Genomic DNA, 23,800 nt, shown 5'->3' with positions numbered 1-23,800 from the left:
TTTTATGACTTTTTTGTGTCATTTAAAATTAAAAACTCTAAAATCACTCATATAAAGCCATTTCACTAAATTATCATGATTCTAATTTAGTTTTTATTTCAATTATATATTTTTGCTGTATCACTTCAAACACCCCTTTCTGTTATGGTACAGTTTTAAACTCGAATCATTGTGTAGAACAGGAAGAAAACGCTTAAGTCCTTGTGCTGCAAGGCTTGAGATGAATATATAGCGTTTTCATTGTTTTTCAGAAAAAGAGCTAAGCCGTTTATAACACACGACTCAGCTCTTTTTTACCATAAATGTTTGTTAGATGTTGTAACAGCGATAGCACCGCTTGCAATTACTTGATCCACTTGTTCTTTCGTTTCAATTAAACCGCCTGCAATCACGGGAATATGAAGCTTTTGTGTCATTTTTTGAACTTGTTCCGGAATGATTCCTGGTAAAAGTTCAATGCAATCTGGTTGTACTTTTTGAATCAAAGCCACTCCTTTATTGTAGGCACTTGAATCAATCATGAAAAGCCGTTGAATAGCAAGCATTTTGTGCTGTTTTGCTTTCATAATGGCATTTCCTCTCGTAGAAATAATGCCATCCGGGCGAATTTCTGTGCACAAAAAATCAATAGCATAATCATCATTTTTTAATCCGTTGACTAAATCAGCATGTAGTAAAACCTTTTTCCCGCTGGCTTGTGCGTATTTGACGAGCGATTTTAATTGAGCAACATGTGTTTCCAACATCACCATATAAGTCAGGTCAAGCTCTAAAATTTTCTCCATATCTCTCTGGTTATGTGCAGCTGGAATGATTGATTGACCGGAAAATGGTAACTCCAAGTTCTTTCCTCCTCTTTTACATCACTCGTTTGAACATTTTTTCTAGTTCGTATGTGGAATATTGAATGATTACTGGACGACCATGGGGACAAGTGAAAGGATCGCTTGCCTCTCTTAGTGTATCGAGTAATGCTTCCATATCTTGTGTTGTCAAATAATGATTGGCTTTAATTGATTTTTTACAGCTCATCATAATGGCTGTATCTTCTCTTAATTTATGAATGCTAATGCTTGGTGCAGATAACGCTTCGTCAATAATTTCCCGAAGCATCTCTTCTTCTTGATCTTTTGGAAACCAGGTTGGATGCGCACGAATGATAAAACTATTTTGTCCGAAGTTTTCTAAGAACACCCCTACTTCTTCCAATTTAGCTTTTTGCTCTTCTAAACGAACATACTCATCTGCTGGGAATTCTAGCACAATTGGCACAAGCAGTTCTTGCAACTCGCGGCTGACTTCACCAATTTTTTCGCGATAAAATTCATATTTAATCCGTTCTTGAGCAGCATGTTGATCAATAATATATAAACCATTTTCATTTTGAGCAAAAATATAGGTTGCATGCATTTGACCGATTGGATACATTTTAGGAATCCGTTCTTTCGGTTGTTCTGCGTGCTCTACTTCTTGTTCTGGCTCATAAGATGGCATTGTTTCCAAAATAAAGTCGTCTTCCCGCGGAGCATCTAAATCAGAAGGAACATATTCCGGAATACTCGATTTCGAAAAAAGTGTTGGCGTTTCTTTTTGTGGTTTGTTTTCCTCAAAAGACATTTGGATTTGTTCTGATTTTTGAACTTCTTTTTGCTTTTTAGAAATTTCTCCGTCTGGAATTAATTGTAACTTATGAAAAGCCTCTTTAATCATTTGGCTAATTAGTTGTCCTAGTTCTTTTTCTTTGCTTAGACGAACTTCTAATTTAGCAGGATGCACGTTGACATCTACAATAATGGGATCCATTTCGATTTGTAAAACAATGATTGGAAAACGGCCAATTGGTAAAAGTGTATGGTAACCTTCTTGAATTGCTTTTACAAGCGCGAAATTTTTAATAAAACGACCATTAATAATCGTGGAAATATAGTTGCGGTTAGAGCGATTTACTTCTGGTAATACCGCATAACCGGAAATCTTAAAATCAAGTGACTCTGCCTTGACCGGTATTGATTTTCTAGCGATAGAAACACCGTAAATAGCGGCAATCACTTGGCGCAAGTCCCCATTTCCATTTGTTTGTAATAAGGGTTTGCCGTTATGTGAGAAACGGAAACTAATATCTGGATGAGCCAAAGCTAATCGGTTTAAAATATCCGTAATATTCCCAAGTTCAGTAGGTAAACTTTTTAAATATTTTAACCTCGCTGGTGTATTAAAGAATAATTGCGATACTTCGATTTGTGTTCCTTTTCTAGCGTGACCACTTTTTTGCTCAATGATTTTCCCGCCTTCTAAGGTAATCGTCGTACCTTTTGTTTCTCCTGTAGAAGTTTCCATGGATAAGTGAGAAACTGAGGCGATACTTGGAAGGGCCTCCCCGCGGAAACCTAATGTATGAACCCGGAACAAATCAGCTTCATTTTTAATTTTACTTGTAGCATGACGTAAAAAAGCTGTTGCAACATCTTCTTCTTCAATACCACTGCCGTTATCTATAATTGTAATTTTATTTAAGCCTGCTTCTTCCACTAAAATGTCAATGACTGTGCTACCTGCATCAATGGCGTTCTCTACTAGTTCTTTAACAACTGAAGCAGGGCGTTCTACCACTTCTCCTGCAGCTATTTTATTGGATAAAGCATCCGTTAATTCGACAATATGTTTAGCCATTTAATACCCCGCCTTTTTTATTTTAATGGATTTTGCTTTGGAGTTCGTATAATTTGTTCATCGCATCCATTGGTGTCATCTGCATGATGTTCATGGAAGCAATTTCTTTTAATAATTTTGTTTCTTTAGAAGAAGCTTTTTTCTCCGGCTCTACCGGGAACATGGATAGTTGCACTTCCTCATGGATTTCTTCTGGCTGTTTGTCATTAGTAATAACAATTTTCTTATCGTCGTTTTCCAGTTGTTCTAAAATACGACTTGCTCGCTCAATTAGAGATTTTGGTAGTTCAGCTAATTCTGCCACATGAATACCATAACTTTTATCTGCTGGTCCTTCTTTAATTTTGTGGAGGAACACTACTTTTCCATTTTCTTCCACAGCACTGACATGAATATTTTGTAAACCATGTAATTCTTTTTCGAGGTCTGTTAATTCATGGTAATGTGTGGAGAAAAGTGTTTTGGCATGTACATTCTCATGGATATACTCGATAATCGCTTGGGCAAGCGCCATTCCGTCATAAGTGGCAGTTCCACGACCAATTTCATCAAATAAAATCAAACTATCTTTTGTTGCGTGGACGATGGCATTCCTTGCTTCTAACATCTCTACCATGAACGTACTTTGGCCAGCAATTAAATCATCTGCTGCACCAATTCTAGTGAAAATTTGATCGAAAATTGGTAACGTCGCTTCTTCTGCAGGTACAAAACAACCAACTTGTGCACAAATCGCCGTTAGTGCTACTTGGCGCATATACGTACTTTTACCCGACATGTTAGGACCCGTTATAAGCAAAATTTCTCGATTGCGATCTAAATCACAGTCATTCGCTACATAACTTTGCGCGCCCATCACTTTTTCTACAACTGGGTGACGACCTTGTTTTACGTGCAAAGAACCATCTTCGCTTAGAGTTGGGCGAATAAAATGGTTTTTCTCACTAATATCCGCAAAACTTTGAAGGCAGTCGATTTCACTTACAGACTTCGCGAGTTTTTGCAAACGTTCTATGTAGTCTTTTACTAGTTCACGCACTTCTGTAAATAATTGATATTCAAGTTCCATGCTTTTTTCTTCTGCATCTAAAATGAGTTTTTCTTTTTCTTTTAGTTCAGGAGTGATATAACGTTCCGCATTCGTTAGTGTCTGCTTACGCTCGTAGCGGCCTTCTGGGAGCAAATGTGTGTTAGCTCGGGTAACTTCAATATAATAGCCGAAAACGCGGTTAAAGCCTACCTTCATCGTTTTAATCCCTGTTAGTTCACGTTCTTTACGTTCTAACTCAGCAATCCATGTTTTCCCATTACGGCTTGCATCACGATACGTATCTAATTGACTGTTATAACCATCTTTAATAATCCCGCCTTCCCGAATCGAAATAGGGGCAGAATCCATAATTGCTTCTTCCAATTTTTCCGTTAATTCTTCGCACGGATCTAATTGGTTAGCAAGCTCTGTTAGGCTTTTGCTATTCATTGATAATAGCGTCGCACGAATACGAGGAATTTGATACAACGAATTGCGCAGCTGAATTAAATCACGTGCGTTCACATTTCCGTATGCAACACGACCAGCTAAACGCTCTAAATCATATACATTTTTCAAGTTTTCTACTAATTCAAGACGTTCGAAAAAATTCGCCATTAGTTCACTGACATCATTTTGACGTTCGATAATTTTATTACGATCGATTAATGGACGATCAATCCACTGTTTGAGCATTCTTCCACCCATAGCCGTTTGCGTATTGTCTAACAACCAAAGCAAAGTGCCTTGGCGTCCTTTTCCGCGGATAGACTCTGCTAATTCTAAATTACGTTTAGAATAGTAGTCCATTTTCATATAATTACTCGTTTCATAGTGAACCGCTTGTTGCAAATGACCCAAATCCCGCTTTTGTGTTTCTTTTAAATAATGTAGTAACTTGCCGATAGCTCGCTTTTCTGATAGAGACATATGGCGGGTTACTAATTTTTCGTTTTCTAGAGGAATGGTATCTTCTTCATGCACAGAAAAAGTTAAACCAAGTTGCTCTTTCATTACATCTGAAAGCACTTCTTTTTCTGACGCGGAAACAATCAATTCTCTCGTTGAAAGTGTTGTTAATTCATTAATTAGTCGATCTTCACTTGCCTCAATAACGGTTGATTTTAATTCTCCTGTTGATAAGTCTGAGTATGCAAAACCATACTCTTTGCCCTCATAACAATAAAGGGAGGCAATATAGTTATTTTCTTTCGCTTTTAAGCCACGTTCGTCCATGACCGTTCCTGGTGAAATTAATTGGACTACTTCGCGTTTCACCATGCCTTTGGTTGTCTTAGGATCTTCTACTTGTTCACAAATAGCTACTTTATAACCTTTTTCAATTAACGTATCAATATAACCACTAGCGGAATGATAAGGAACACCGCACATTGGTATTTTTTCTTTAGTACCACCTTCACGACCAGTTAATGTAATTTCTAAAATTTGAGAAGCATTCAGTGCATCCTCAAAAAACATTTCATAAAAATCTCCTAAACGGAAAAATAAGAAAGCATCTTGATATTTGTCTTTGATTTCCAAGTATTGCTTAATCATTGGTGTATATTCTGTCATTATCTCATCATCCCTTACTTCTTTTTCATCCTCTCATTATAGCATAAAGTTTCATTTTCCTGCGACCGCAAAAGAAAAAAACTGCCGATGTTTTGGCAGTTTTAAATGGTTAATTTTCTTTTTCAAGCTCGGTAGTTACTTTTGTTGTGATTTCTGTTGTAATTGATTGTAAAAGATCATTGGCGTCTTCTTGGGCACGTCTAAATTCTGTTACAATCGGAAGTGAATCAATATCTGCGCGAACGTTATCAATTTGATTCTCTGTCTGCTTCATTGCTTCAAGTTTTTGATAATGCTCTAAGTTTACTGCTTCTTTTTGAAGTAATTTTATTTTAGAAACTTTCGCTGCTACTTTGGAATTCGCATTGATTCTTTCTTCGGCAACGCGGTAGAACGATACTTCTTCCGTTTGTTGAAGCGCATCACGAAGTTCAGTTGCTTTTTTCATGATTTCGTCTTTTGAAACTGTCACAATTTCATCTCCATTCTTAATCAAAAGAAAATGGGTGGTCTTCGTTGATGAGAATTCGATCAATTTTTTGTGCTTTCCCAGTGCTTTCGTCAAGTGTGATTAAACAGCCAGACAAGACTGCTCGACCCGTTTTTGGAACTTCGAACCTAGTTGGTAACGCCGTTTTAAAACGACGGATAACAGCTTCTTTTTCCATTCCAAGGATAGCATCGTAAGGACCAGTCATGCCTGTATCCGTCAGATAAGCTGTCCCTTCTGGAAGAATACGGTTATCAGATGTTTGCACATGGGTATGTGTACCCACAACAGCCGTAACACGACCATCCAAATACCAACCCATTGCTTCTTTTTCACTAGTAGTTTCTGCATGAAAATCCACAAAAATAATGTTAGTCCGTTTTTTTGCTTCTTCTATCAAAGTGTCCATTTTGCGGAATGGATCGTCTAAATCTGCTAGAAAAGTCCGACCTTGCATGTTGATAACGGCAATTTCATGCTGATTGCTTTTCACAAAAACCATTCCTGTTCCAGGCGTCGTATCATCTGGAAAGTTTGCTGGTCGCACTAAATATTTCGCGTCGTCAATAAATTCGAAAATATCACGGTTATCCCATGTATGGTTCCCAAGTGTTACAGCATTAGCACCAAGCTCCAGAAAATCTTTATAAATTTTCTCTGTAATCCCACGCCCACTCGCTGCATTTTCACCGTTAATCACCGTGATAGTAGGTTTATATTTTTTCTTTAACTGTGGTAAATATTCTGTTATGGCATCGCGTCCGATAGAACCAACTACGTCACCAATAAATAAAATTTTCATTTTGTTATTCTCCGTTTCTATTACTTCTACGTTCTAATAATGCAACATCGCGAAATATCCCGTTCATTTCACCTAATTTTTCATGAATGCATAAAGTTTGAAAACCGTATGTATGGTGAAGCGCAATGCTAGCTTTATTTTCTGGAAAAATCAATGATTGCAAAGTCCAAAAACCATTCTGCTCGCTTGTCTGGATAATTTCATGCATAAGTGCTTTTCCAATGCCTTTTCCACGGGCACTTTTTGCTATATAAATGCTTAATTCAGCGACTCCTCGATAAGCATGCATACTTGAAAATGGTAGCAGCGCCGCCCAGCCAATCACTTCGCCGTTCATAACGACAACTAATCGACAAGTCTTCAAGTACTTCTCATCAAACGCTTCTAAAGATAGTGTCTTCTCTTGAAAAGTAGCATTTCCTGTTTCAATGCCCTCTTGATGAACTGCGGCTACTCCCGGATAGTGTTCTTTTTGCATCGGCAAAATTTTCCACTCACTCAAAAACTCCGCCTCCCTTTTCCATTTATCCATTAATTATACCGTTCTTATTCAAGCTAGGCAACCGATTAAAAAAGATACACCGCAAAATAAATTTGCGATGTATCTTTTAATTATTATTTAGCGTATTCAACTGCTCTTGTTTCACGAATGACAGTCACTTTAATGTGACCAGGATAATCTAATTCCTCTTCAATTCGTTTTCTTATGTCGCGTGCAAGGCGGTAAGAAGAAAGATCATCAATTGTATCTGGTTCAACGATGATACGTACTTCACGTCCTGCTTGGATAGCATAAGATTTTTCTACACCATCGTAAGACTCAGAAATTTCTTCTAATTTTTCTAAACGACGGATGTAATTTTCAAGCGTTTCACTACGAGCTCCTGGTCTTGCAGCAGAAAGTGCATCCGCTGCTGCAACCAATACTGCGATAACAGAAGTAGCTTCTGTATCTCCGTGATGGGAAGCAATACTATTGATTACCACATCATTTTCTTTGTATTTGGTAGCAAGTTCCACGCCGATTTCAACGTGACTGCCTTCAATTTCATGGTCAATTGCTTTACCAATGTCATGAAGTAGTCCGGCCCGTTTAGCAAGCGTAACGTCTTCGCCAAGCTCTCCTGCAAGAATTCCTGCAAGTTTCGAAACTTCGAGTGAGTGGTTAAGAACGTTTTGTCCGTAACTAGTACGGTAACGCAAGCGGCCAAGAATTTTTATCAAATCAGGATGGATGGAATGAATTCCAACTTCAAATGTTGCTTGTTCCCCGACTTCGCGAATGTGTTCGTCCACCTCTTTACGGGCTTTGTCCACCATTTCTTCAATTCGAGCTGGATGGATTCTTCCATCTTGAACAAGTTTTTCTAAGGCGATTCTAGCGATTTCACGTCGAATTGGATCAAATCCGGAAAGAATTACTGCTTCCGGTGTATCATCAATTATCAAATCAATCCCCGTTAACGTCTCAAGCGTGCGGATATTACGGCCTTCACGTCCGATAATCCGACCTTTCATCTCATCATTTGGTAAGGTAACAACAGATACCGTTGTTTCTGCCACATGATCAGCTGCACAACGCTGGATAGCTAGTGAGAGAATATTCTTTGCTTTTTTATCCGACTCTTCCTTGGCCCGGTTTTCTGATTCTTTGACCATGATTGCTGTATCATGTGTTAATTCATCTTCTACCTGGTTAAGGATGATAGATTTCGCTTCCTCTTTGCTGAGCGCAGAAATTCTTTCGAGTTCTGTCTGCTCCGCTTGAATCATCTCAGCTAGTTTGCTTTCTTTCTCTTCAATTTGTTGTTGACGTTTACTGATACTCTCCTCTTTTCTTTCAAGTGTAGCTTCTCGTTTACTTAAAGAAGTATCTTTACGGTCGAGGTTTTCCTCCCTTTGCAATAAGCGATTTTCTGCTTTCTGTGTCTCTGTTCTTCGCCCACGAAGTTCATTTTCGATTTCAGTACGTAACCTATGATTCTCTTCCTTCGCTTCAAGCAATGCTTCTTTTTTTGTAGTTTCTGCTTCTTTCTTCGCATCCTCTACAATTAATTCAGCAGTCCCCCTTGCAGCAGCCAGTTTTTTCTCTGTACTAGATTTAAAAATTAGAGAACCAACAACTAGACCGACGATTAAGAAAAGCAAACTGGAGATGATCGTGATTGCGATTGTCATCCTTACACCTCCTTTGCTATTCAATTTTCGTTATTGTTATGTCGGTGGCCAGAAATCTGGCACATGCGTATTTTTCATCAACAACCGAGTGCTAATCTCCCCATTCAGTTGAAGCCGATTTTCAAAGGAAAAAACTTCCCCCTTGTCTCCCAGCAATATAAAATATACAACTTAATTTTATAGGTCAAAGCATACAATGTCAAGAAAAGGAATGAAATGTATGGTTATTTTACCTAGTTTTTTTAAAATAGTAAAAAATACGTGATAGGAAAGAAATTCCTATCACGTATTAAGCATTACTTATTCATCATCTAGTAAACTTAAAGTTTCTTCGCCTTCATCTAAAGGTTCTTTATTGCTTCCGTCGATTTCGTACTCTTCACGAACACGTTTTGAAATCTCATCACGAATATCTGTATGTTCTTTCAGATATTGTTTTGCGTTTTCACGACCTTGGCCGATACGTTCTTCTTTGTAAGAATACCATGAACCACTCTTATTGATTACATCCACTTCAGCGGCCATATCAACAAGCTCGCCTTCACGTGAAATACCTTCACCGTACATGATATCCACTTCAGCAATACGGAATGGAGGAGCTACTTTGTTTTTTACAACTTTAATTTTTGTTTTGTTACCCATTACATCTGTACCTTGCTTAAGTTGTTCTGCACGTCTTACTTCTAAACGTACAGTCGAATAGAATTTAAGCGCACGACCACCAGGTGTAATCTCTGGGTTACCAAACATAACACCAACTTTTTCACGAATTTGGTTAATGAAAATAGCAATGGTTTTCGATTTATTAATAACACCGGAAAGTTTACGCAATGCTTGGGACATTAAACGTGCTTGCAAACCAACGTGTGCATCACCCATCTCCCCTTCGATTTCAGCACGTGGTACAAGTGCTGCAACGGAGTCAATTACTAGCATATCTACAGCACCACTTCTAACTAATGCTTCTGCAATTTCTAATGCTTGCTCTCCTGTATCAGGTTGAGATAGTAGTAATTCATCAATGTTTACGCCAAGATTTTTAGCATATGCTGGATCTAGCGCGTGTTCTGCATCGATAAATGCAGCTGTTCCGCCTTGTGCTTGTACTTCCGCAATAGCATGAAGTGCAACAGTTGTTTTACCGGAACTCTCTGGTCCGTATACTTCAATAATACGTCCACGAGGATATCCGCCAACTCCTAAAGCAATATCTAATGCTAATGAGCCACTAGAAATAGTAGATATATTTTGATCTGAATGTTCCCCTAATTTCATAATGGAACCTTTACCGAATTGTTTTTCAATTTGTTTTAAAGCTTGGTCTAATGCCGCTTGACGATCATTCACATTGTTGCCTCCTTCAATAAATATCCTAATAGCTGTTTTTCTACTTCTTCTCTCTCAAAAAACAGTCAGAATGTTTTCCTAAAATTACTATAACGCATTTTAGAGTGAGAAGCAAGCAAAAAGCGAACATTTATTCGTATTTTTTATTTTGTGTAAGCACCGGTTGCTTTCTTCCTCATTATAACGGGATTTTCAGCTTTCGTCTAACACTTTTTTATCGTTCATTTCCGTTTTTTCTGCAGATTTTTTTCTTTTTCTTCTAGAAAAAACGACTAATTCGCGTCTAAAAATTGTTTAATTAACTGAAATCCTTGTTTTACTGCACGGCGGCGATTATGGTTTCGATCTCTTCCATAAACAAACTGAAAAGCCTCTGTTTCATAACCTTTAACGCTTAACCCAATCCAAATAGTACCAGCAGGATGACCTTCTAAACTATCTGGGCCTGCAACACCTGTAAAACTGATTCCAATATCCGTCTTACAAAGGCGGCTTACATTTTCAGCCATTTCCTTTGCACATTCCGCACTAACAACGCCTTTTTCTTTTATTACTTGGGGAGATACTTGTAATATAGATTGTTTTGTTTCTTCACTGTATGTCACCATACCACCCTTGAAAATTTTCGAAATGCCAGGAAAGCGGGCAATTTCTGCTTGGAACAAACCAGCAGTGAAACTTTCTGCAGCAGAGATGGTAAGTTCTTTTTCAAGTAACATCGCCGTAACTAATTCAGACAATGACACCTCTCCATATCCATATAAAAAGGTACCATCTCGGCGCAATATTTCTTCTTCGGTATCCTTCACAAGTCTGCTTGCTTCTTCTTTTGTTTTAGCTGTCGCTGTGATGCGAACCACGACTTCATTATCACCAGCATAGGTCGCAATCGTCGGGTTGACTTGTGTGACAATCAAATCATTTAAATCCGCAGCTAATTGTGATTCTCCAATACCGAAAAAGCGCATAATTTTGGATTCTAAAATGTTTTGATCGCCACTTTCGCTTAAAAGTAATGGGTTAGCATAGCTTGTAAACATTGGTTTCATTTCAGATGGTGGACCTGGTAGTAAAACGTAAGTATGATTGTTTTCTCTTAAGTACATTCCAGCCGCAAAGCCAAAATCATTATTTAATACGATGGAATCTTCAATAATAACCGCTTGTAATTTATTATTTTCGGTCATAGCCCTATTCCTAGAAGTGAAATACTCATTAATTTTATTCATATGGTATTCATCTTCCACTAATTGCTTTTGTAGATGAGCAGCTAAGATTTGTTTTGTAATATCATCCTCAGTCGGTCCAAGTCCGCCGGTAAAGATTAAAATGTCACTTCGGTTTTCAGCGATTTCAATTACTTCTTTTAAACGCGCCGGATTATCTCCAACTACCGTGTGATGATATACATATATTCCGTCTGCAGCTAATTCTTGTGAAATAAACGCAGCATTAGAATTAACAATTTGTCCAAGTAATAGTTCTGTTCCTACAGCAATGATTTCCGCACTTGCCATCTTGCCCCATCTCCAATTCGATTTTTTGTATAGAAAAAGCACATAAAATGATTATCTCTATTTTCTTACTTTCATTCTACCACTTAGAACTAGCATCAAGTCAAGGAGTTTGCGGTGTAACTATAAATACCAGTATATGATAGTATGTGCTATTATTAATTTATAAAAAGTCATCCATTTGAAGAAGAATGCATATGTATCTTTGTACAAATGTTATGATTTATAGTGAAATTCAGCATTTCTTAACCATAACTAACGATAAAGCGTACAATCATCCAGAAACTTAATTAGGAGGAAAGTATGGATACTACTGAACATATAGATAATACACTCATATTTTTAAATTCAATTAAAAAAAGACCAGGAATGTATCTTAGCAATTATAATGTTTTTGCAAATGTATCAGATTTTATTAATGGTTATATTTTTGCATTATCTTATATTGATAATACAATATTTAATTTGCAACACATCTCATTGTGGTATGGAAAAAATTATTATCCAGAAGCCACAAATATAACTATATCCTCAAATATTCTAAATAAATATCCATCTAAAAATGACGATGAACTAATAGAAATATATATTGACTACCTAATAGAGTATTTTAACTTCTTTAAAAAATAGCTCATTTACCTTTAAGAATTCCAACAGCTACAAATCATCGTATAAAATAAAGAACCAAGTATTTCGTGAATTGAAATACTTGGTTCTTTATTTTAGGCTCTTACGCCTGCTATACACTGATAACAAGTTTTATCAATGGTATGCTTTTTTCACTTATTACATTGATCCTTTGAAAACACCGCGATTTTTGTAGAAATAATCGATTCCTGACCATACTGCAAAGAATGCACATACATACAAGAACACTAAATCTACGCGAATGCCAGTCCAAGCAAATGGGAAGTTATTTAATAACATAAGCGGAATAGCAATCATTTGGGTGAACGTTTTAATTTTTCCAAGTTGACCAGCTGCAAGGACTTCTCCGCCTTCTACTAAAAGTAAACGAAGGCCTGTAACAGCTAATTCACGGCTGATAATTAGAATAACTACCCAAGATGGAGCGATATGCATTTCTACAAGAATAATAAATGCCGCAGCTACAAGTAGTTTATCAGCCATCGGGTCAGCGAATTTCCCGAAGTTAGTAATCAAATTATACTTACGAGCTAAATGTCCATCAAACCAGTCTGTAAGAGCCGCTACAATGAAAATAATAGTTGCTACTAAACTAGTTACCGGAATAGTGGAATCAAGCCAAGTAACGCTTCCCCAGTCAAATGGCACTACACAAAGAATGACAAAAATTGGTATCATAAAAATTCGGATAACCGTCAATTTATTAGGTAAATTCATCTTTTTCTCTCCTTTTTTACATTTGAAAAGTATGTAATTATAAAAAATGTTGGCGAAATCTAATGAGCAGATTTCGCCATATAAAACAAATTATTCAGCATCTGAGCTAGTATCACTTGCTTCTAAATTAATTGTTAATACTTGTTTAACAAGATCAGGTGCAAGTTCTAGCTGTTTGCCATTGATTTTTACAGTGGTAACAGGAGAGTTCCCGATAACAATCGAAACAGTCTTGTTGTCACCTAAATCAATTTCTGTTGACGGATTTTGAGTGGATAGCGTTACATTTTGAATCGTGCTACCATTTGCATCGGAAACACCAATCCAAGAATCACCAGTTGCACTAAGTGATAGCGTCATTTTATCGGTATTTTTCACTGTGTACGTAGTGGCGTTACCAGACGTTTCCCCTTTAGTCACTTCGACTTCTTTGGCTGTATCTTCCGTTTTATCCTTTGTTTCTGTTGATTTATCTTCTTCAGTGGTTGTATCTTTTTTCTCAGTATCTTTGCTTGTATCCTTACTTTTCGTCGAATCTTCCACTTTTACAGTAGGATTATTCGTGTCTGTTTTCACTTTTTCAGTGGAGTTGTCTTGTTTATTTAGCAAGAAAAACCATACGATGAACAGGATGAAAACAATAAATAAAGCGATAAGGATTTTTGGTAAAATATCAAAGAAACGATTACGCGCATTACCCTGATTGCCTACGGATTGGGCAGGCATTGGATTTCTTTTACTTTGTACTCGTGTTGGCTCATTGTTTACTACTTCTTGTTGCGGTGTTTCAGGAACTTCGCTTTCAAACTCGTCGAAAAGTGTTGCGCTATCTAGCCCAACGGCCTCTGCGTATTGTTTAATAAATGCTCTTGCATAAAATTTGCCAGGCATTACAGCATAATTTCCTTCTTCAATCGCTACCAAATAACGTTTTTGAATTTTCGTTACTTGTTGCAAGTCGTCTAAACTGAGTCCTTTTTCACGTCTAGCTTGTTTCAGTTTATCACCGAGTTCTGTCAAAATTAAACACCTACCATTACTAATTTCAAATTTCCATTTTTTTACTAAAATTACATAAGCCAACCGCCATTTAAGCGCAAAACTTCTCCAGTGATATAGCTTGCTTTTTTACTTGTCAAAAATTCTACAGTTTCTGCAATTTCTTCTGGTTGGGCGAAACGATTTAACGGGATTTCTTGACGAAGAATTTCTTTCTCCTCGTCTGAAAACTGATCCATCATTTTTGTTTCTACAACCCCTGGTGTAACGGCATTTACTGTTATTCCAGAAAGTCCCGCCTCTTGACTTAGCGCACGGCAAAAGGCTATTTGCGCACCTTTTACAGTTGAATACGCTACTTCCATTGATGCACCAACTTCTCCCCATATAGAACTAATGAAAATAATTCTTCCTTGGCTACTTTTCATTAATTTGGGCATAAAAGTACGAATTAATCGCATTGGCATATACATATGCACATTCCATAATTCAGCAATATTTATATCTGTAGTATCCTGGAATAAACCATAATGGGCGTGCCCTGCTGCATGAATAAAGGCATCTAGCTGAAAAACTTGCTTCTCCATCTCTGTTAAACTTGTTAAATCATCAAAATCAGCTTGAATCAGTATAACATCTACATCTTCTGCTAGTAATTGTGGCAGTAATTTTTCCACTGCTTGTTTATTTTGATAATAGTGAAGATACAAGTTCCAACCGGCTCTCGCAAGTGACAAACAAATTGCTTGACCTATTTCCCCGCTAGCCCCTGTTACAAAAGCATATTTTATCTCTTTATCCAAAAAAAGGCAACCCTTTCCAGTCTATTTCTTTTATGATAGCATGACTCAGGAATTTATGCTATTTTTTCTACTAAAAAAAGACATAATTTTGTTTATTTTTCAGGAAGTAGCTGAAAACTAGTTGTTCGCTCTTCTTCATCCAAATTTTTAACAAAAGTATTTACTTCATCTAGAGTAACTTTTTCCATTAAAGGTAAGATATCAAATAAAGAGGCAGATTTCATAACGTACTGGCTAAATTGATTAGCAATAAACTCTGGTGAATTTAGTGAGCGTAAAAACTGACCAATTCGTTTGCGTTTTACTAATGCTAAATCTGCTTCACTTAAACCATTCTTAGCGGCTATCTGAATTGCTTCTTTAATTTTTACAGTTTGTTTATCTGGATCTTTGGCGTCTCCACCAACTAATACGAACGAGAAGCTATCTTGTAAGGTGTAATCATAGCCAAATGTATCGTCAATGATTCCTTCGTTGTATAATTTCAAGTACGTGTCAGAGGTTGTGCCAAAGAGCATTTCCAAGGCTACATCACCAATGATTTCTTGTTTTAAAGCAGCTTGGCCTTCTAAAGAGCCAATATCTTCTTTAATCCCTACAAGGTTCTTAGCAATTTGAACAGGGAAATGAATTTTACGTTCTTTCACTGCAACTGTTTTTGGCTCTTCAGGGAAATGACGTTTGATTGGTGCAGCTTCAGCGAATTCTTTTTTTGCTTGATTGGCACGAATCAGGTCCATCATTTGTTCTGGTTCCAAATTCCCTACAACAAAAAGGACCATGTTGCTAGGGTGATAGAAAGTGTTATAGCAAAGATACAGTAAATCTTTGTTAATTTCAGCAATCGATTCTACGGTTCCTGCAATATCGATTTTTACTGGGTGATTATGGTACATGTTTTCGATTACGCCAAAATAAGCTCGAAAATCTGGATCATCATCATACATTCTGATTTCTTGACCGATAATGCCTTTCTCTTTTTCAACAGTTTCTTCCGTGAAATACGGCTCTTGTACAAAGTCAATCAACGTTTCCAAGTTTTCTTCCACTCGCGAAGTACTTGAGAAAAGATACGCTGTTTTTGTGAAAGAGGTAAATGCATTCGTAAACGCGCCTTTTTCGCCAAATTTGAAGAATACATCACCGTCTTCTTTTTCAAACATTTTATGTTCTAAGAAATGGGCAATCCCGTCTGGTACTTTCGTGAATTCTGTTTCACCAATTGGGACGAAATTATTATCAATTGCTCCGTAATTTGTTGTGAATACAGCGTAAGTTTTACTAAATCCTTGTTTTGGAAGAAGATACACTTGTAAGCCATTTGCCATTCTTTCATGAAAGACTGCTTCTTTTACTTGCTCAAATGTTATTTTTTCCATGAAGTTCTTCTCCTCCCTTACTTAAGAAATAAATGGTATCTGGTTTAATTTTATTGATAGTAGCAACTACTTCTTCTTTGGTTGCTTGTTTGATTTTTGTAATCCAATTTTCTAAGTCTAAGTTTGCTTTACGTAGAACATTATTGTAAACCAGTTCTATCAAGCCTTGCGCCTGATCATTTGTTTCAAGCAATTGGTTAATGAGCATTTCTTTCGTTTGATTTAATTCATCCTCTGTAAAATCGCCTTGTTTCATCGCGACTACTTGTTCTTCAATAATTTTTAATGCTTGTTCGTAATTTACTTCATCAATTCCAGCTGAAATAATCATATAACCTTTGAAAGAATCAATTCGGCTTGAAGCATAATACGCTAGACTCGCTTTTTCGCGCACATTGATAAAGATTTTCGAATTAGCAAATCCGCCAAGAAGCCCATTCGCTAATTGAAGTGCAACGAAATCATCATCTCCGAATAAAGTTTCTGTTTGATAACCAAGTACAAGTTTCCCTTGATTAATCGCTTGTTGCTCATGAATAGTGCGCACTACTTTTGGAGCTTCTTTTGTATAAAAAACACCTTTTCGTTCAGCACGTGGCGCAAAATCCATTTTTTCGATAAGTGGCATTACTTCTTCTTTTGTTATATCGCCACAAATAAATATTTCAATCGCATCTTCTGCAATAAATTGTAAGTAGTATTCATATAAATCTTTCGCTGTGATAGCATCAATGTCTTCTAAGACGCCAGCTGACCCAAAACGAAACTCATCATCGCGGAACATTTCTTCTACTAGTCGTTTAGAAGCAAAACGAATTTTATCATCGTAAATACCTTCTAGACTACTTTTTAAGTTCTCTTTTTCGCGAGCAAGTGTTTCTTCATTGAAAGCACCATTTGTCACATTTGGATGGAATAATGCTTGTTCTATAAAAGCAAACGCATCTTCCAAAATGTGGCTTCCGTCCGATACATATTGCCCATCAATCATATCGAAAATAACAGTTAATACGTGTTCATTACCTTTTTTAGCTGTCGTTGTATAAAAATTAGCACCGTAAAGATTCGCTAATTGCTTTCTGAAAGCTGTTTGAGTTGGGTATTTTTCACTATTTGTTTCTAATAATATCGAAAGTAAAGCCCGTTTAGTTACTGTTTCTCTTTCTAATGGAGCGCGAAATTTGAAAACAATTTTATTGGATTTATATTTTTGGGTTGGAACAATTGTCAGTGCAACCGGACCAACTTTTTCTTGAAATATTTTGTCTGTCATTATAATGCTCCTTTCAAGCAATGATCTCACTTTCCTATTGTATCCTAAGTTGTTGCGACGCACAATTTTCTAGCATAAAAAAACAGCCTAGAATTTAATCTAGGCTGTTTACTCGTATTATTTACCTTTAATGTAGTTCACACCATCTGCTTTTGGCGCTTCGGATTTACCGATAAAGCCAACAAGCGCTAGGATAGTTAATACATAAGGCGCAATTTGTAAGTAAACGTCTGGAATGTCTTTGAAGAATGGTAGCGATCCGCCGGTAATTGCCAAACATTGCGCAAATCCGAAGAAAATAGCTGCCCCCATTGCTCCAAGTGGGTTCCATTTACCAAAAATCATCGCCGCAAGGGCCATATAACCTTGACCGGAAATAGTTGCGTGTCCGAAATCAAGTGTAAAGGATTGGGCGTAAACCGCACCACCTAGACCACCAAGGATACCAGAAATGATAACCCCTTGGTATCTCATCCAGCGAACTTTGATTCCCATTGTATCTGCTGCAAGAGGATGTTCCCCTACAGAACGAAGACGAAGACCAAAGCGTGTTTTGTAAATAATAAACCAAGATACAATAGCGAAAATAATCGCTACATAACTCATTACCGGAATGTTTTTGAAGAAAATATCACCAATGACTGGAATATCACTCAAAACAGGAATATCCGGTTTACCAAAATAGTACTTAATTTGGTCTGTTTGGCCTTTATCGTAAATTACTTTTACAAGGAATAAAGATAGACCAGTTGCTAAAAAGTTAATCGCTACACCACTGATTACGTGGTCAGCGCGGAAGTTAATTGTTGCAACGGCATGTACAAGAGAGAATAATCCCCCAACGACCATCGCCGCGATAAGTGATATCCAAGGAGTTAAATTGCCGAAAGTATCTTGGAAAGTAAGGTTAAAGACGATAGCAGAGAATGCTCCCATAACCATCATACCTTCTAGTCCAATATTGACCACACCGCCTCGTTCTGAATAAACGCCCCCGAGAGCAGTAAAAATTAGTGGGCCTGCCATAAGCAGTGTACTAGAAACAATTGTCGCTAAAATGGCTGTCATTCTGCTTTCGCCCCCTTCTTAAATTTTGCCATCGCCCAGCGGATAATGTAGCTGGATGCCACAAAGAAGATAATCAGAGCGATAATTACATTGACCAATTCGTTTGGAACACCTGCAACTGCTGGCATGTTTAGAGCTCCGACTTTCAGTGCACCGAACAAGATGGCAGAGAAGACAATCCCAATAGGAGAACTTCCTCCGAGTAATGCAACGGCAATACCGTCAAATCCTATTCCAGGAGAAGAAGTTAATACATATGCTGTTCCGTATGTTCCAAGGCCTTCCATTACACCACCAAGACCAGCAAGTGCTCCGGCAATAACCATGGAAAAGACGATTGTTTTCTTAACACTCATACCAGCATATTGTGATGCATTTTCGTTAAATCCAACTGCTTCGATTTCATAACCGAAAGTAGTTTTATTTAACATTATCCAAATAATAATTGCGAAACCAAGGGCAATCAATATTCCCCAGTGTAGTGAGGAGTAATCAGTAAGTGATTGTAATAATTCAGATTGTAACGACGCGGACGCATGAATTTCTTGCGTTTTATCTAGACCATCTGTAAGTAAGTTTTGTACCACATAGTTGAAAATATAAAGTGCTGTATAATTCAACATGATTGTTACAATAACTTCATTTACGCGTAAAGTTGCTTTTAAAATACCTGGAATGAATGCCCAAATCGCACCGAATACCATACCAGTAATAATCGCAAGTGGTAAATGAATCCATTTTGTTAAACCGTCAAAGTTTACTGCAATGATGATTGAACCTAACCATCCCATCAACATTTGACCTTCTGCACCGATGTTGAAAAGTCCAGCTTTAAATGCCACAGCAACAGACAGACCAACTAAAATATACGGTGTAGCTTGACGAATAGTTTCACCAATATAGAAATTTTCTCCGATAACACCTTGAATCAGAGCTGAATAACCAGCAATTGGGTCATATCCAAAAATAAGCATAATAATCGCACCACAGATAAGTCCAAGGATAACGGCAGTAACTGGGATAACTAATGCTTGAAGTCGTTTAGACATGCTCTTTCTCCCCCATTTCCGCTTCCTGTTTGGATGAACCAGCCATCATTAGGCCAAGTTCTTGCTCCGTTGTTTCTTTCGGATCAACAATAGCAACGATTTTCCCTTCGTAAATAACCGCGATACGGTCACTAACATTCATAATTTCATCTAATTCAAACGACATAAGTAATACAGCTTTTCCATTGTCTCGTTGTTCAATCAAGCGTCTATGAATGAATTCAATTGCCCCAACATCTAGTCCACGTGTTGGTTGAGCCGCAATTAAGAAATCTGGATTACGGTGTATCTCCCTTGCAATAATCGCTTTTTGTTGGTTACCACCAGAAAGTGATTTTGCTGCTACGTATTCGCTACTTGCACGAACATCATATTCTTGAATTAACTCACGCGCAAAGTCGTACATTGCTTTATGATTTATGAAACCGCCACTAGAAATAGGCTTTTTATAATATGTTTGTAAAGCAATATTTTCTCCAAGGGACATTTCGAGTACTAAACCATGTTTATGACGGTCTTCTGGAATGTGTCCTAAACCAGCTTCCGTAATTTTACGAGGTTTTTTGTTTTCGATATGTTCACCGTTTAGAAGAATGCTTCCGCTAGTTACTTTAGAAAGACCCGCAATGGCAGAAATAAGTTCACTTTGACCATTACCATCGACTCCAGCTATTCCGACAATTTCGCCAGCTCTGACTGTCAAATTAAGTCCGCGAACACTTTCCACACCGCGACTTTCTTTTACAACTAAATCTTTTACTTCTAGAACGTCTTTACCAGGAGTTGCATCTATTTTCTCTGTTGTGAAGACAACTTCGCGGCCAACCATTAAATTAGCCAAATCTTGTGGTGTTGTTTCCGGAACGTTTACTGTGCCCATGCCTTTACCACGGCGGATAACAGTTACTCGGTCACAAACATCCATGATTTCTTTTAGCTTATGTGTAATTAAAATGATGGATTTGCCTTCTTTGATAAGAGAACGCATAATTTGAATTAGTTCTTTGATTTCTTGGGGTGTTAAAACAGCTGTTGGTTCATCAAAAATTAAGATATCTGCACCACGGTAAAGTGTTTTCAGAATTTCCACACGTTGTTGCATACCGATTGAAATATCTCGTACAACTGCATTTGGATCAACGCGTAAGCCGTAACGATCAGAAATTTCTTTAATTTCTTCAATCGCTTTTTTCTTTTCGATAACACCGAGTTTGCTTGGTTCTTTCCCAAGAATGATGTTTTCTGCAACCGTGAATTTATCCACTAACATGAAATGCTGATGGACCATTCCGATTCCAAGCTCATTTGCTTTGTTCGGGCTATTGATATTTTCTTTTGTACCACGAACACGAATTTCGCCACCATCTGGTTCATATAGACCAAACAAGACATTCATTAGCGTAGATTTCCCTGCGCCATTCTCACCTAACAAAGCATGAATTTCTCCCTGCTTTAACTGTAAGGTAATGTTATCATTTGCTACAAATCCAGAGAATTCCTTCCTGATTCCTAACATTTCAATAACAAAGTCCACTTCTTCACTCCCCTTGTCGTCTGGTTCAAACTGGAAAAACAGCCACACGCGCGATTCTCTCGAAGGACGCCGCCTCTCCCCGTACTTCCTCCCGAAGAAGGTTCCGAGTTTTTTATCCGTTTGTTGTTCAATGACTTTTTTAGCTTAAATACTTTGGTATGTTGTAAAAATGCGATTTATAATACCATCTATGTACGAAAGTTTACCTTGCATTTTTAAGCTATTAAAAAAGCCATCTCCTTATTTTATTTCTAAATGGCATTCATTGCAATCATAAATTCCAATATACCGATTATTTTCTTTTAGTAAAAGGGTTTACCTATCAAATTAAAACGCTTACAAATTATTTTTTTATGAAAGCCGGTACATTTGATACCGACTTTCATAAAAGGTTTTACTTCGTTCATATTACTCAGTTTTTATAACTATAAAATCAAGGTTTTTCTGGAACTTTAATGTCCCCATCAACGATTTTTTGTTTGTATTCTTCTACTTTAGCAAGAACGTCTTTAGAAATATTATCTTGATGTTCAGAAAGCCCTACAGCATCTTTATCAAGACCGTATTCAATTTTAGTTCCGCCTGGGAAATCTCCAGCTTTAGCACGAGTTGCAAGGTCTTCTACAGCGATATCAACACGTTTGATTTCAGATGTAAGAGTTACATTGTAATCTTTGCCATCGTTTGCTGTAACTTTTCCTTCGTCCCATTGGTCACGGTCAACACCGATTACCCAAACAGCACGGCTAGGATCTTTTTTCTTCAGGTTTTTAGCTTCTGCAAAGACACCGTTACCAGTACCACCAGCAGCATGGAAAATTACGTCAACGCCACTTGAATACATGGAAGAAGCAATTTGTTGTCCTTTGTCTGCTTTAGCGAAATCGTTTGCATATTGTACATCAATTTGTGCATTAGGATTAACAGCTTTTACACCAGCAGTGAAACCAGCTTCAAAACGGTCGATAACAGTTCCTTTTACTCCACCAACAAATCCAACTTTATTTGTTTTTGTTGTTAAGCCAGCTACAACACCAACTAGGTAAGAACCATCGTTATCTTTAAATCCAATACTTACTACATTATCACGGTCATCAATTGTGTCATCAACAATAGCGAATTGATTTTTAGGTTTTTGTTTAGAAACTTCTTCAATTGCATCTTTCAGTTTGTAACCAATTCCATAAATTAAATCATAGTCGCTACGAACAGCAGTGTTTAAGTTTGTTTTGTAGTCTGCTTCAGAAGCTGATTGCAAGTAGTTGTAACCATCTGTACCTTTTTCCATGTCGTTAGCTTTACCAAATTTTTGTAAGCCTTCCCATGCTGATTGGTTAAACGAACGGTCATCAACGCCACCAGTATCTGTAACCATTGCTACTGTAAAATCTTTACTGCTCTTATCACCGCTACTTTTTTTATCGTCGCTGCTTGAACCACAAGCACCTAGGATAACGCCAGAAGCAATAATCATTGATAGTGCTAAAGCAAATGTACGCTTTTTCACCTTAAAACCCCTCCCGAGAGATATAATGTTAGTTAGAGCTATCTGTCAAAACAAACATTCAGGCGCGTATTAGAAATTATGTATGGTCCCTTTTTAGGAAAACGCACAAAAACATTTAACGTCTTCTCCAACTGTTCTTAATATAACATGGAAAATAAAATAAATAAATAACCAACTTCATAAATTTTTAATGCAAATGAATTCAGAAAATTAAATTCTATCGGAATCATTCGATTTTTAGCCAAAGCCTAGATAGGAGCGCGTTAACGTGAAAAAGCAAACAATCGAATTTAGTTGCAATCCCCTTTTATTCCCTTCATAATAAAATGAATGATGAAAGGCGGGATGAAAATGACAAAAATAGGTTTTATTGGTTTTGGAAGTATGGCATCGTTAATTGCGACTAAAATAATTGAAACTGAGGTTGCTGCTCCCGAAGAAATCATTCTTTATTCTAGTTCCGAAAATACACATTTCAAACAATTTTATGCAAAATATCCTACAACCGTGTTGGCTAGTAATGAAGCCGAAGTATTTACAAAAGCCGATCATAGCTTTGTTTGCAAGTTGCCTCTTGCGATTTTACCTCTTATGAAAGATTGCGCAGCGGTGTTAACAGCTGATCGTCATGTGATATCTATAGCGGCAGGTGTTACTACTTCAGACATTTTAGAAATCTCCCCTGGATTACAAGTTAGTAAACTAATCCCTTCCCTTACAACGGCTGTCGGTGTTGGAACTACCTTAATTGCGCATGCTGAGACAGTGAACCAAACAAACAGTTCTTGGTTAGAAATGACATTTGAGCATTTTGGCCATGTAATGACTATCCGAGAGGAAAATATGGATATTGCTAGCGATTTAACTAGCTCTTCTCCTGGAATAATTGCTGCTATTTTCGAGCAATTTGTGGAAGCTTCTCTCAGAAGATCTTCTCTATCCGATGCGGAAGTTTTTCAAATGATTAATTTTGCTTTAGCTGGGACTTCTAAATTATTAGTAGAGGAAGATTACACGTTTAGCGGCTTAATTGAACGAGTTGCAACAAAGGGTGGCATCACTGCTGAAGGTGTAGAACTTAGCGAGGAGCAGTTACCCCAATTCTTTGACGAACTGCTTGACCGAACACAAACGAAATATGCTTCTAGTAAAAAAGAAATCCAAGCACAAAAACAAGATTTACTTTCATAAAAAAAGGTTGCGACTACAAATCGCAA

The 23,800-nt window shown here is 37.3% G+C and carries 20 protein-coding genes; 2 read left to right on the top strand and 18 right to left on the bottom strand.

Features of this window, described 5'->3' with window-relative positions:
* Positions 1 to 293 precede the first annotated feature (293 nt).
* The 9 genes from AB2Q86_RS07490 to AB2Q86_RS07450 form a co-directional block, all read right to left on the bottom strand.
* Positions 294 to 842 (bottom strand): glycerol-3-phosphate responsive antiterminator, encoded by a 549-nt coding sequence (locus AB2Q86_RS07490; protein WP_003736581.1) that lies wholly within the window; start codon positions 840 to 842, stop codon positions 294 to 296.
* Positions 843 to 858: 16 nt separating this feature from the next.
* The gene (mutL, locus tag AB2Q86_RS07485; RefSeq protein ID WP_012581340.1) at positions 859 to 2,670 is read right to left on the bottom strand and encodes a DNA mismatch repair endonuclease MutL; all 1,812 of its coding nucleotides are present in this window, start codon (positions 2,668 to 2,670) and stop codon (positions 859 to 861) included.
* A gap of 22 nt (positions 2,671 to 2,692) precedes the next feature.
* Positions 2,693 to 5,275 carry a DNA mismatch repair protein MutS gene (gene mutS, locus AB2Q86_RS07480; protein WP_012581341.1) on the bottom strand — a complete coding sequence of 861 codons (2,583 nt, stop codon included), beginning with the start codon at positions 5,273 to 5,275 and terminating at the stop codon, positions 2,693 to 2,695.
* A gap of 109 nt (positions 5,276 to 5,384) precedes the next feature.
* Positions 5,385 to 5,747 (bottom strand): RicAFT regulatory complex protein RicA family protein, encoded by a 363-nt coding sequence (locus AB2Q86_RS07475; RefSeq protein WP_003721907.1) that lies wholly within the window; start codon positions 5,745 to 5,747, stop codon positions 5,385 to 5,387.
* Positions 5,748 to 5,763: 16 nt separating this feature from the next.
* Positions 5,764 to 6,567 carry a TIGR00282 family metallophosphoesterase gene (locus AB2Q86_RS07470; protein WP_012581342.1) on the bottom strand — a complete coding sequence of 268 codons (804 nt, stop codon included), beginning with the start codon at positions 6,565 to 6,567 and terminating at the stop codon, positions 5,764 to 5,766.
* Positions 6,568 to 6,571: 4 nt separating this feature from the next.
* Positions 6,572 to 7,069, bottom strand: a complete 498-nt coding sequence (locus AB2Q86_RS07465) for a GNAT family N-acetyltransferase (RefSeq protein WP_003736573.1) — start codon at positions 7,067 to 7,069, stop codon at positions 6,572 to 6,574.
* A gap of 113 nt (positions 7,070 to 7,182) precedes the next feature.
* Complete coding sequence (gene rny, locus AB2Q86_RS07460) at positions 7,183 to 8,745, bottom strand: ribonuclease Y (protein WP_003738907.1); 1,563 nt, start codon at positions 8,743 to 8,745, stop codon at positions 7,183 to 7,185.
* Positions 8,746 to 9,045: 300 nt separating this feature from the next.
* Entirely contained in the window at positions 9,046 to 10,092 is a 1,047-nt protein-coding gene (gene recA, locus AB2Q86_RS07455) for a recombinase RecA (protein WP_003725961.1), read from the bottom strand.
* A gap of 272 nt (positions 10,093 to 10,364) precedes the next feature.
* Positions 10,365 to 11,609: a competence/damage-inducible protein A gene (locus AB2Q86_RS07450; RefSeq protein WP_012581343.1), complete on the bottom strand. Its 1,245-nt coding sequence runs from the start codon at positions 11,607 to 11,609 to the stop codon at positions 10,365 to 10,367.
* Between the two features lie 300 nt (positions 11,610 to 11,909).
* On the opposite strand from AB2Q86_RS07450, the gene AB2Q86_RS07445 reads away from it, so the two are divergent.
* Entirely contained in the window at positions 11,910 to 12,236 is a 327-nt protein-coding gene (locus AB2Q86_RS07445) for a hypothetical protein (protein ID WP_041176513.1), read from the top strand.
* A 156-nt stretch (positions 12,237 to 12,392) separates the two neighbouring features.
* Here the strand turns inward: AB2Q86_RS07445 and pgsA are convergent, their stop codons facing one another.
* The 9 genes from pgsA to AB2Q86_RS07400 all read right to left on the bottom strand — a co-directional run bounded on the left by pgsA (position 12,393) and on the right by AB2Q86_RS07400 (position 22,583).
* Positions 12,393 to 12,971: a CDP-diacylglycerol--glycerol-3-phosphate 3-phosphatidyltransferase gene (pgsA, locus tag AB2Q86_RS07440; RefSeq protein WP_003723921.1), complete on the bottom strand. Its 579-nt coding sequence runs from the start codon at positions 12,969 to 12,971 to the stop codon at positions 12,393 to 12,395.
* A 90-nt stretch (positions 12,972 to 13,061) separates the two neighbouring features.
* Positions 13,062 to 13,991, bottom strand: coding sequence for a RodZ family helix-turn-helix domain-containing protein (locus AB2Q86_RS07435; RefSeq protein WP_003730599.1), 930 nt, complete (start codon positions 13,989 to 13,991; stop codon positions 13,062 to 13,064).
* Positions 13,992 to 14,041: 50 nt separating this feature from the next.
* Entirely contained in the window at positions 14,042 to 14,773 is a 732-nt protein-coding gene (ymfI, locus tag AB2Q86_RS07430; protein WP_012581344.1) for an elongation factor P 5-aminopentanone reductase, read from the bottom strand.
* A 92-nt stretch (positions 14,774 to 14,865) separates the two neighbouring features.
* The gene (gene yfmH, locus AB2Q86_RS07425) at positions 14,866 to 16,152 is read right to left on the bottom strand and encodes an EF-P 5-aminopentanol modification-associated protein YfmH (protein WP_012581345.1); all 1,287 of its coding nucleotides are present in this window, start codon (positions 16,150 to 16,152) and stop codon (positions 14,866 to 14,868) included.
* Complete coding sequence (gene yfmF, locus AB2Q86_RS07420) at positions 16,133 to 17,425, bottom strand: EF-P 5-aminopentanol modification-associated protein YfmF (protein ID WP_012581346.1); 1,293 nt, start codon at positions 17,423 to 17,425, stop codon at positions 16,133 to 16,135. The genes yfmH and yfmF overlap by 20 nt, the downstream gene beginning before the upstream one ends.
* Before the next feature lie 117 nt (positions 17,426 to 17,542).
* On the bottom strand, positions 17,543 to 18,493 hold the full coding sequence (locus AB2Q86_RS07415; RefSeq protein ID WP_003723916.1) for an ABC transporter permease: 951 nt from the start codon (positions 18,491 to 18,493) through the stop codon (positions 17,543 to 17,545).
* Positions 18,490 to 19,542: an ABC transporter permease gene (locus AB2Q86_RS07410; RefSeq protein ID WP_003730603.1), complete on the bottom strand. Its 1,053-nt coding sequence runs from the start codon at positions 19,540 to 19,542 to the stop codon at positions 18,490 to 18,492. Before AB2Q86_RS07410 ends, AB2Q86_RS07415 begins: the two co-directional genes overlap by 4 nt.
* A complete protein-coding gene (locus AB2Q86_RS07405) occupies positions 19,535 to 21,076 on the bottom strand; it encodes an ABC transporter ATP-binding protein (protein WP_041176511.1) in 1,542 nt (513 codons plus the stop codon). The genes AB2Q86_RS07410 and AB2Q86_RS07405 overlap by 8 nt, the downstream gene beginning before the upstream one ends.
* A gap of 433 nt (positions 21,077 to 21,509) precedes the next feature.
* The gene (locus tag AB2Q86_RS07400; RefSeq protein ID WP_003730605.1) at positions 21,510 to 22,583 is read right to left on the bottom strand and encodes a BMP family protein; all 1,074 of its coding nucleotides are present in this window, start codon (positions 22,581 to 22,583) and stop codon (positions 21,510 to 21,512) included.
* Between the two features lie 351 nt (positions 22,584 to 22,934).
* On the opposite strand from AB2Q86_RS07400, the gene proG reads away from it, so the two are divergent.
* Entirely contained in the window at positions 22,935 to 23,774 is an 840-nt protein-coding gene (proG, locus tag AB2Q86_RS07395; protein WP_014589071.1) for a pyrroline-5-carboxylate reductase ProG, read from the top strand.
* The last annotated feature ends 26 nt before the right edge of the window (positions 23,775 to 23,800 follow it).

Origin of the sequence: Listeria monocytogenes (assembly GCF_041765605.1) — a bacterium.
In the GTDB taxonomy this organism is placed as follows: Bacteria; Bacillota; Bacilli; order Lactobacillales; family Listeriaceae; genus Listeria; species Listeria monocytogenes_D.
The sequence above is the reverse complement of the archived record's forward strand: the minus strand, read 5'-3'. Positions and strand labels throughout refer to the sequence as shown.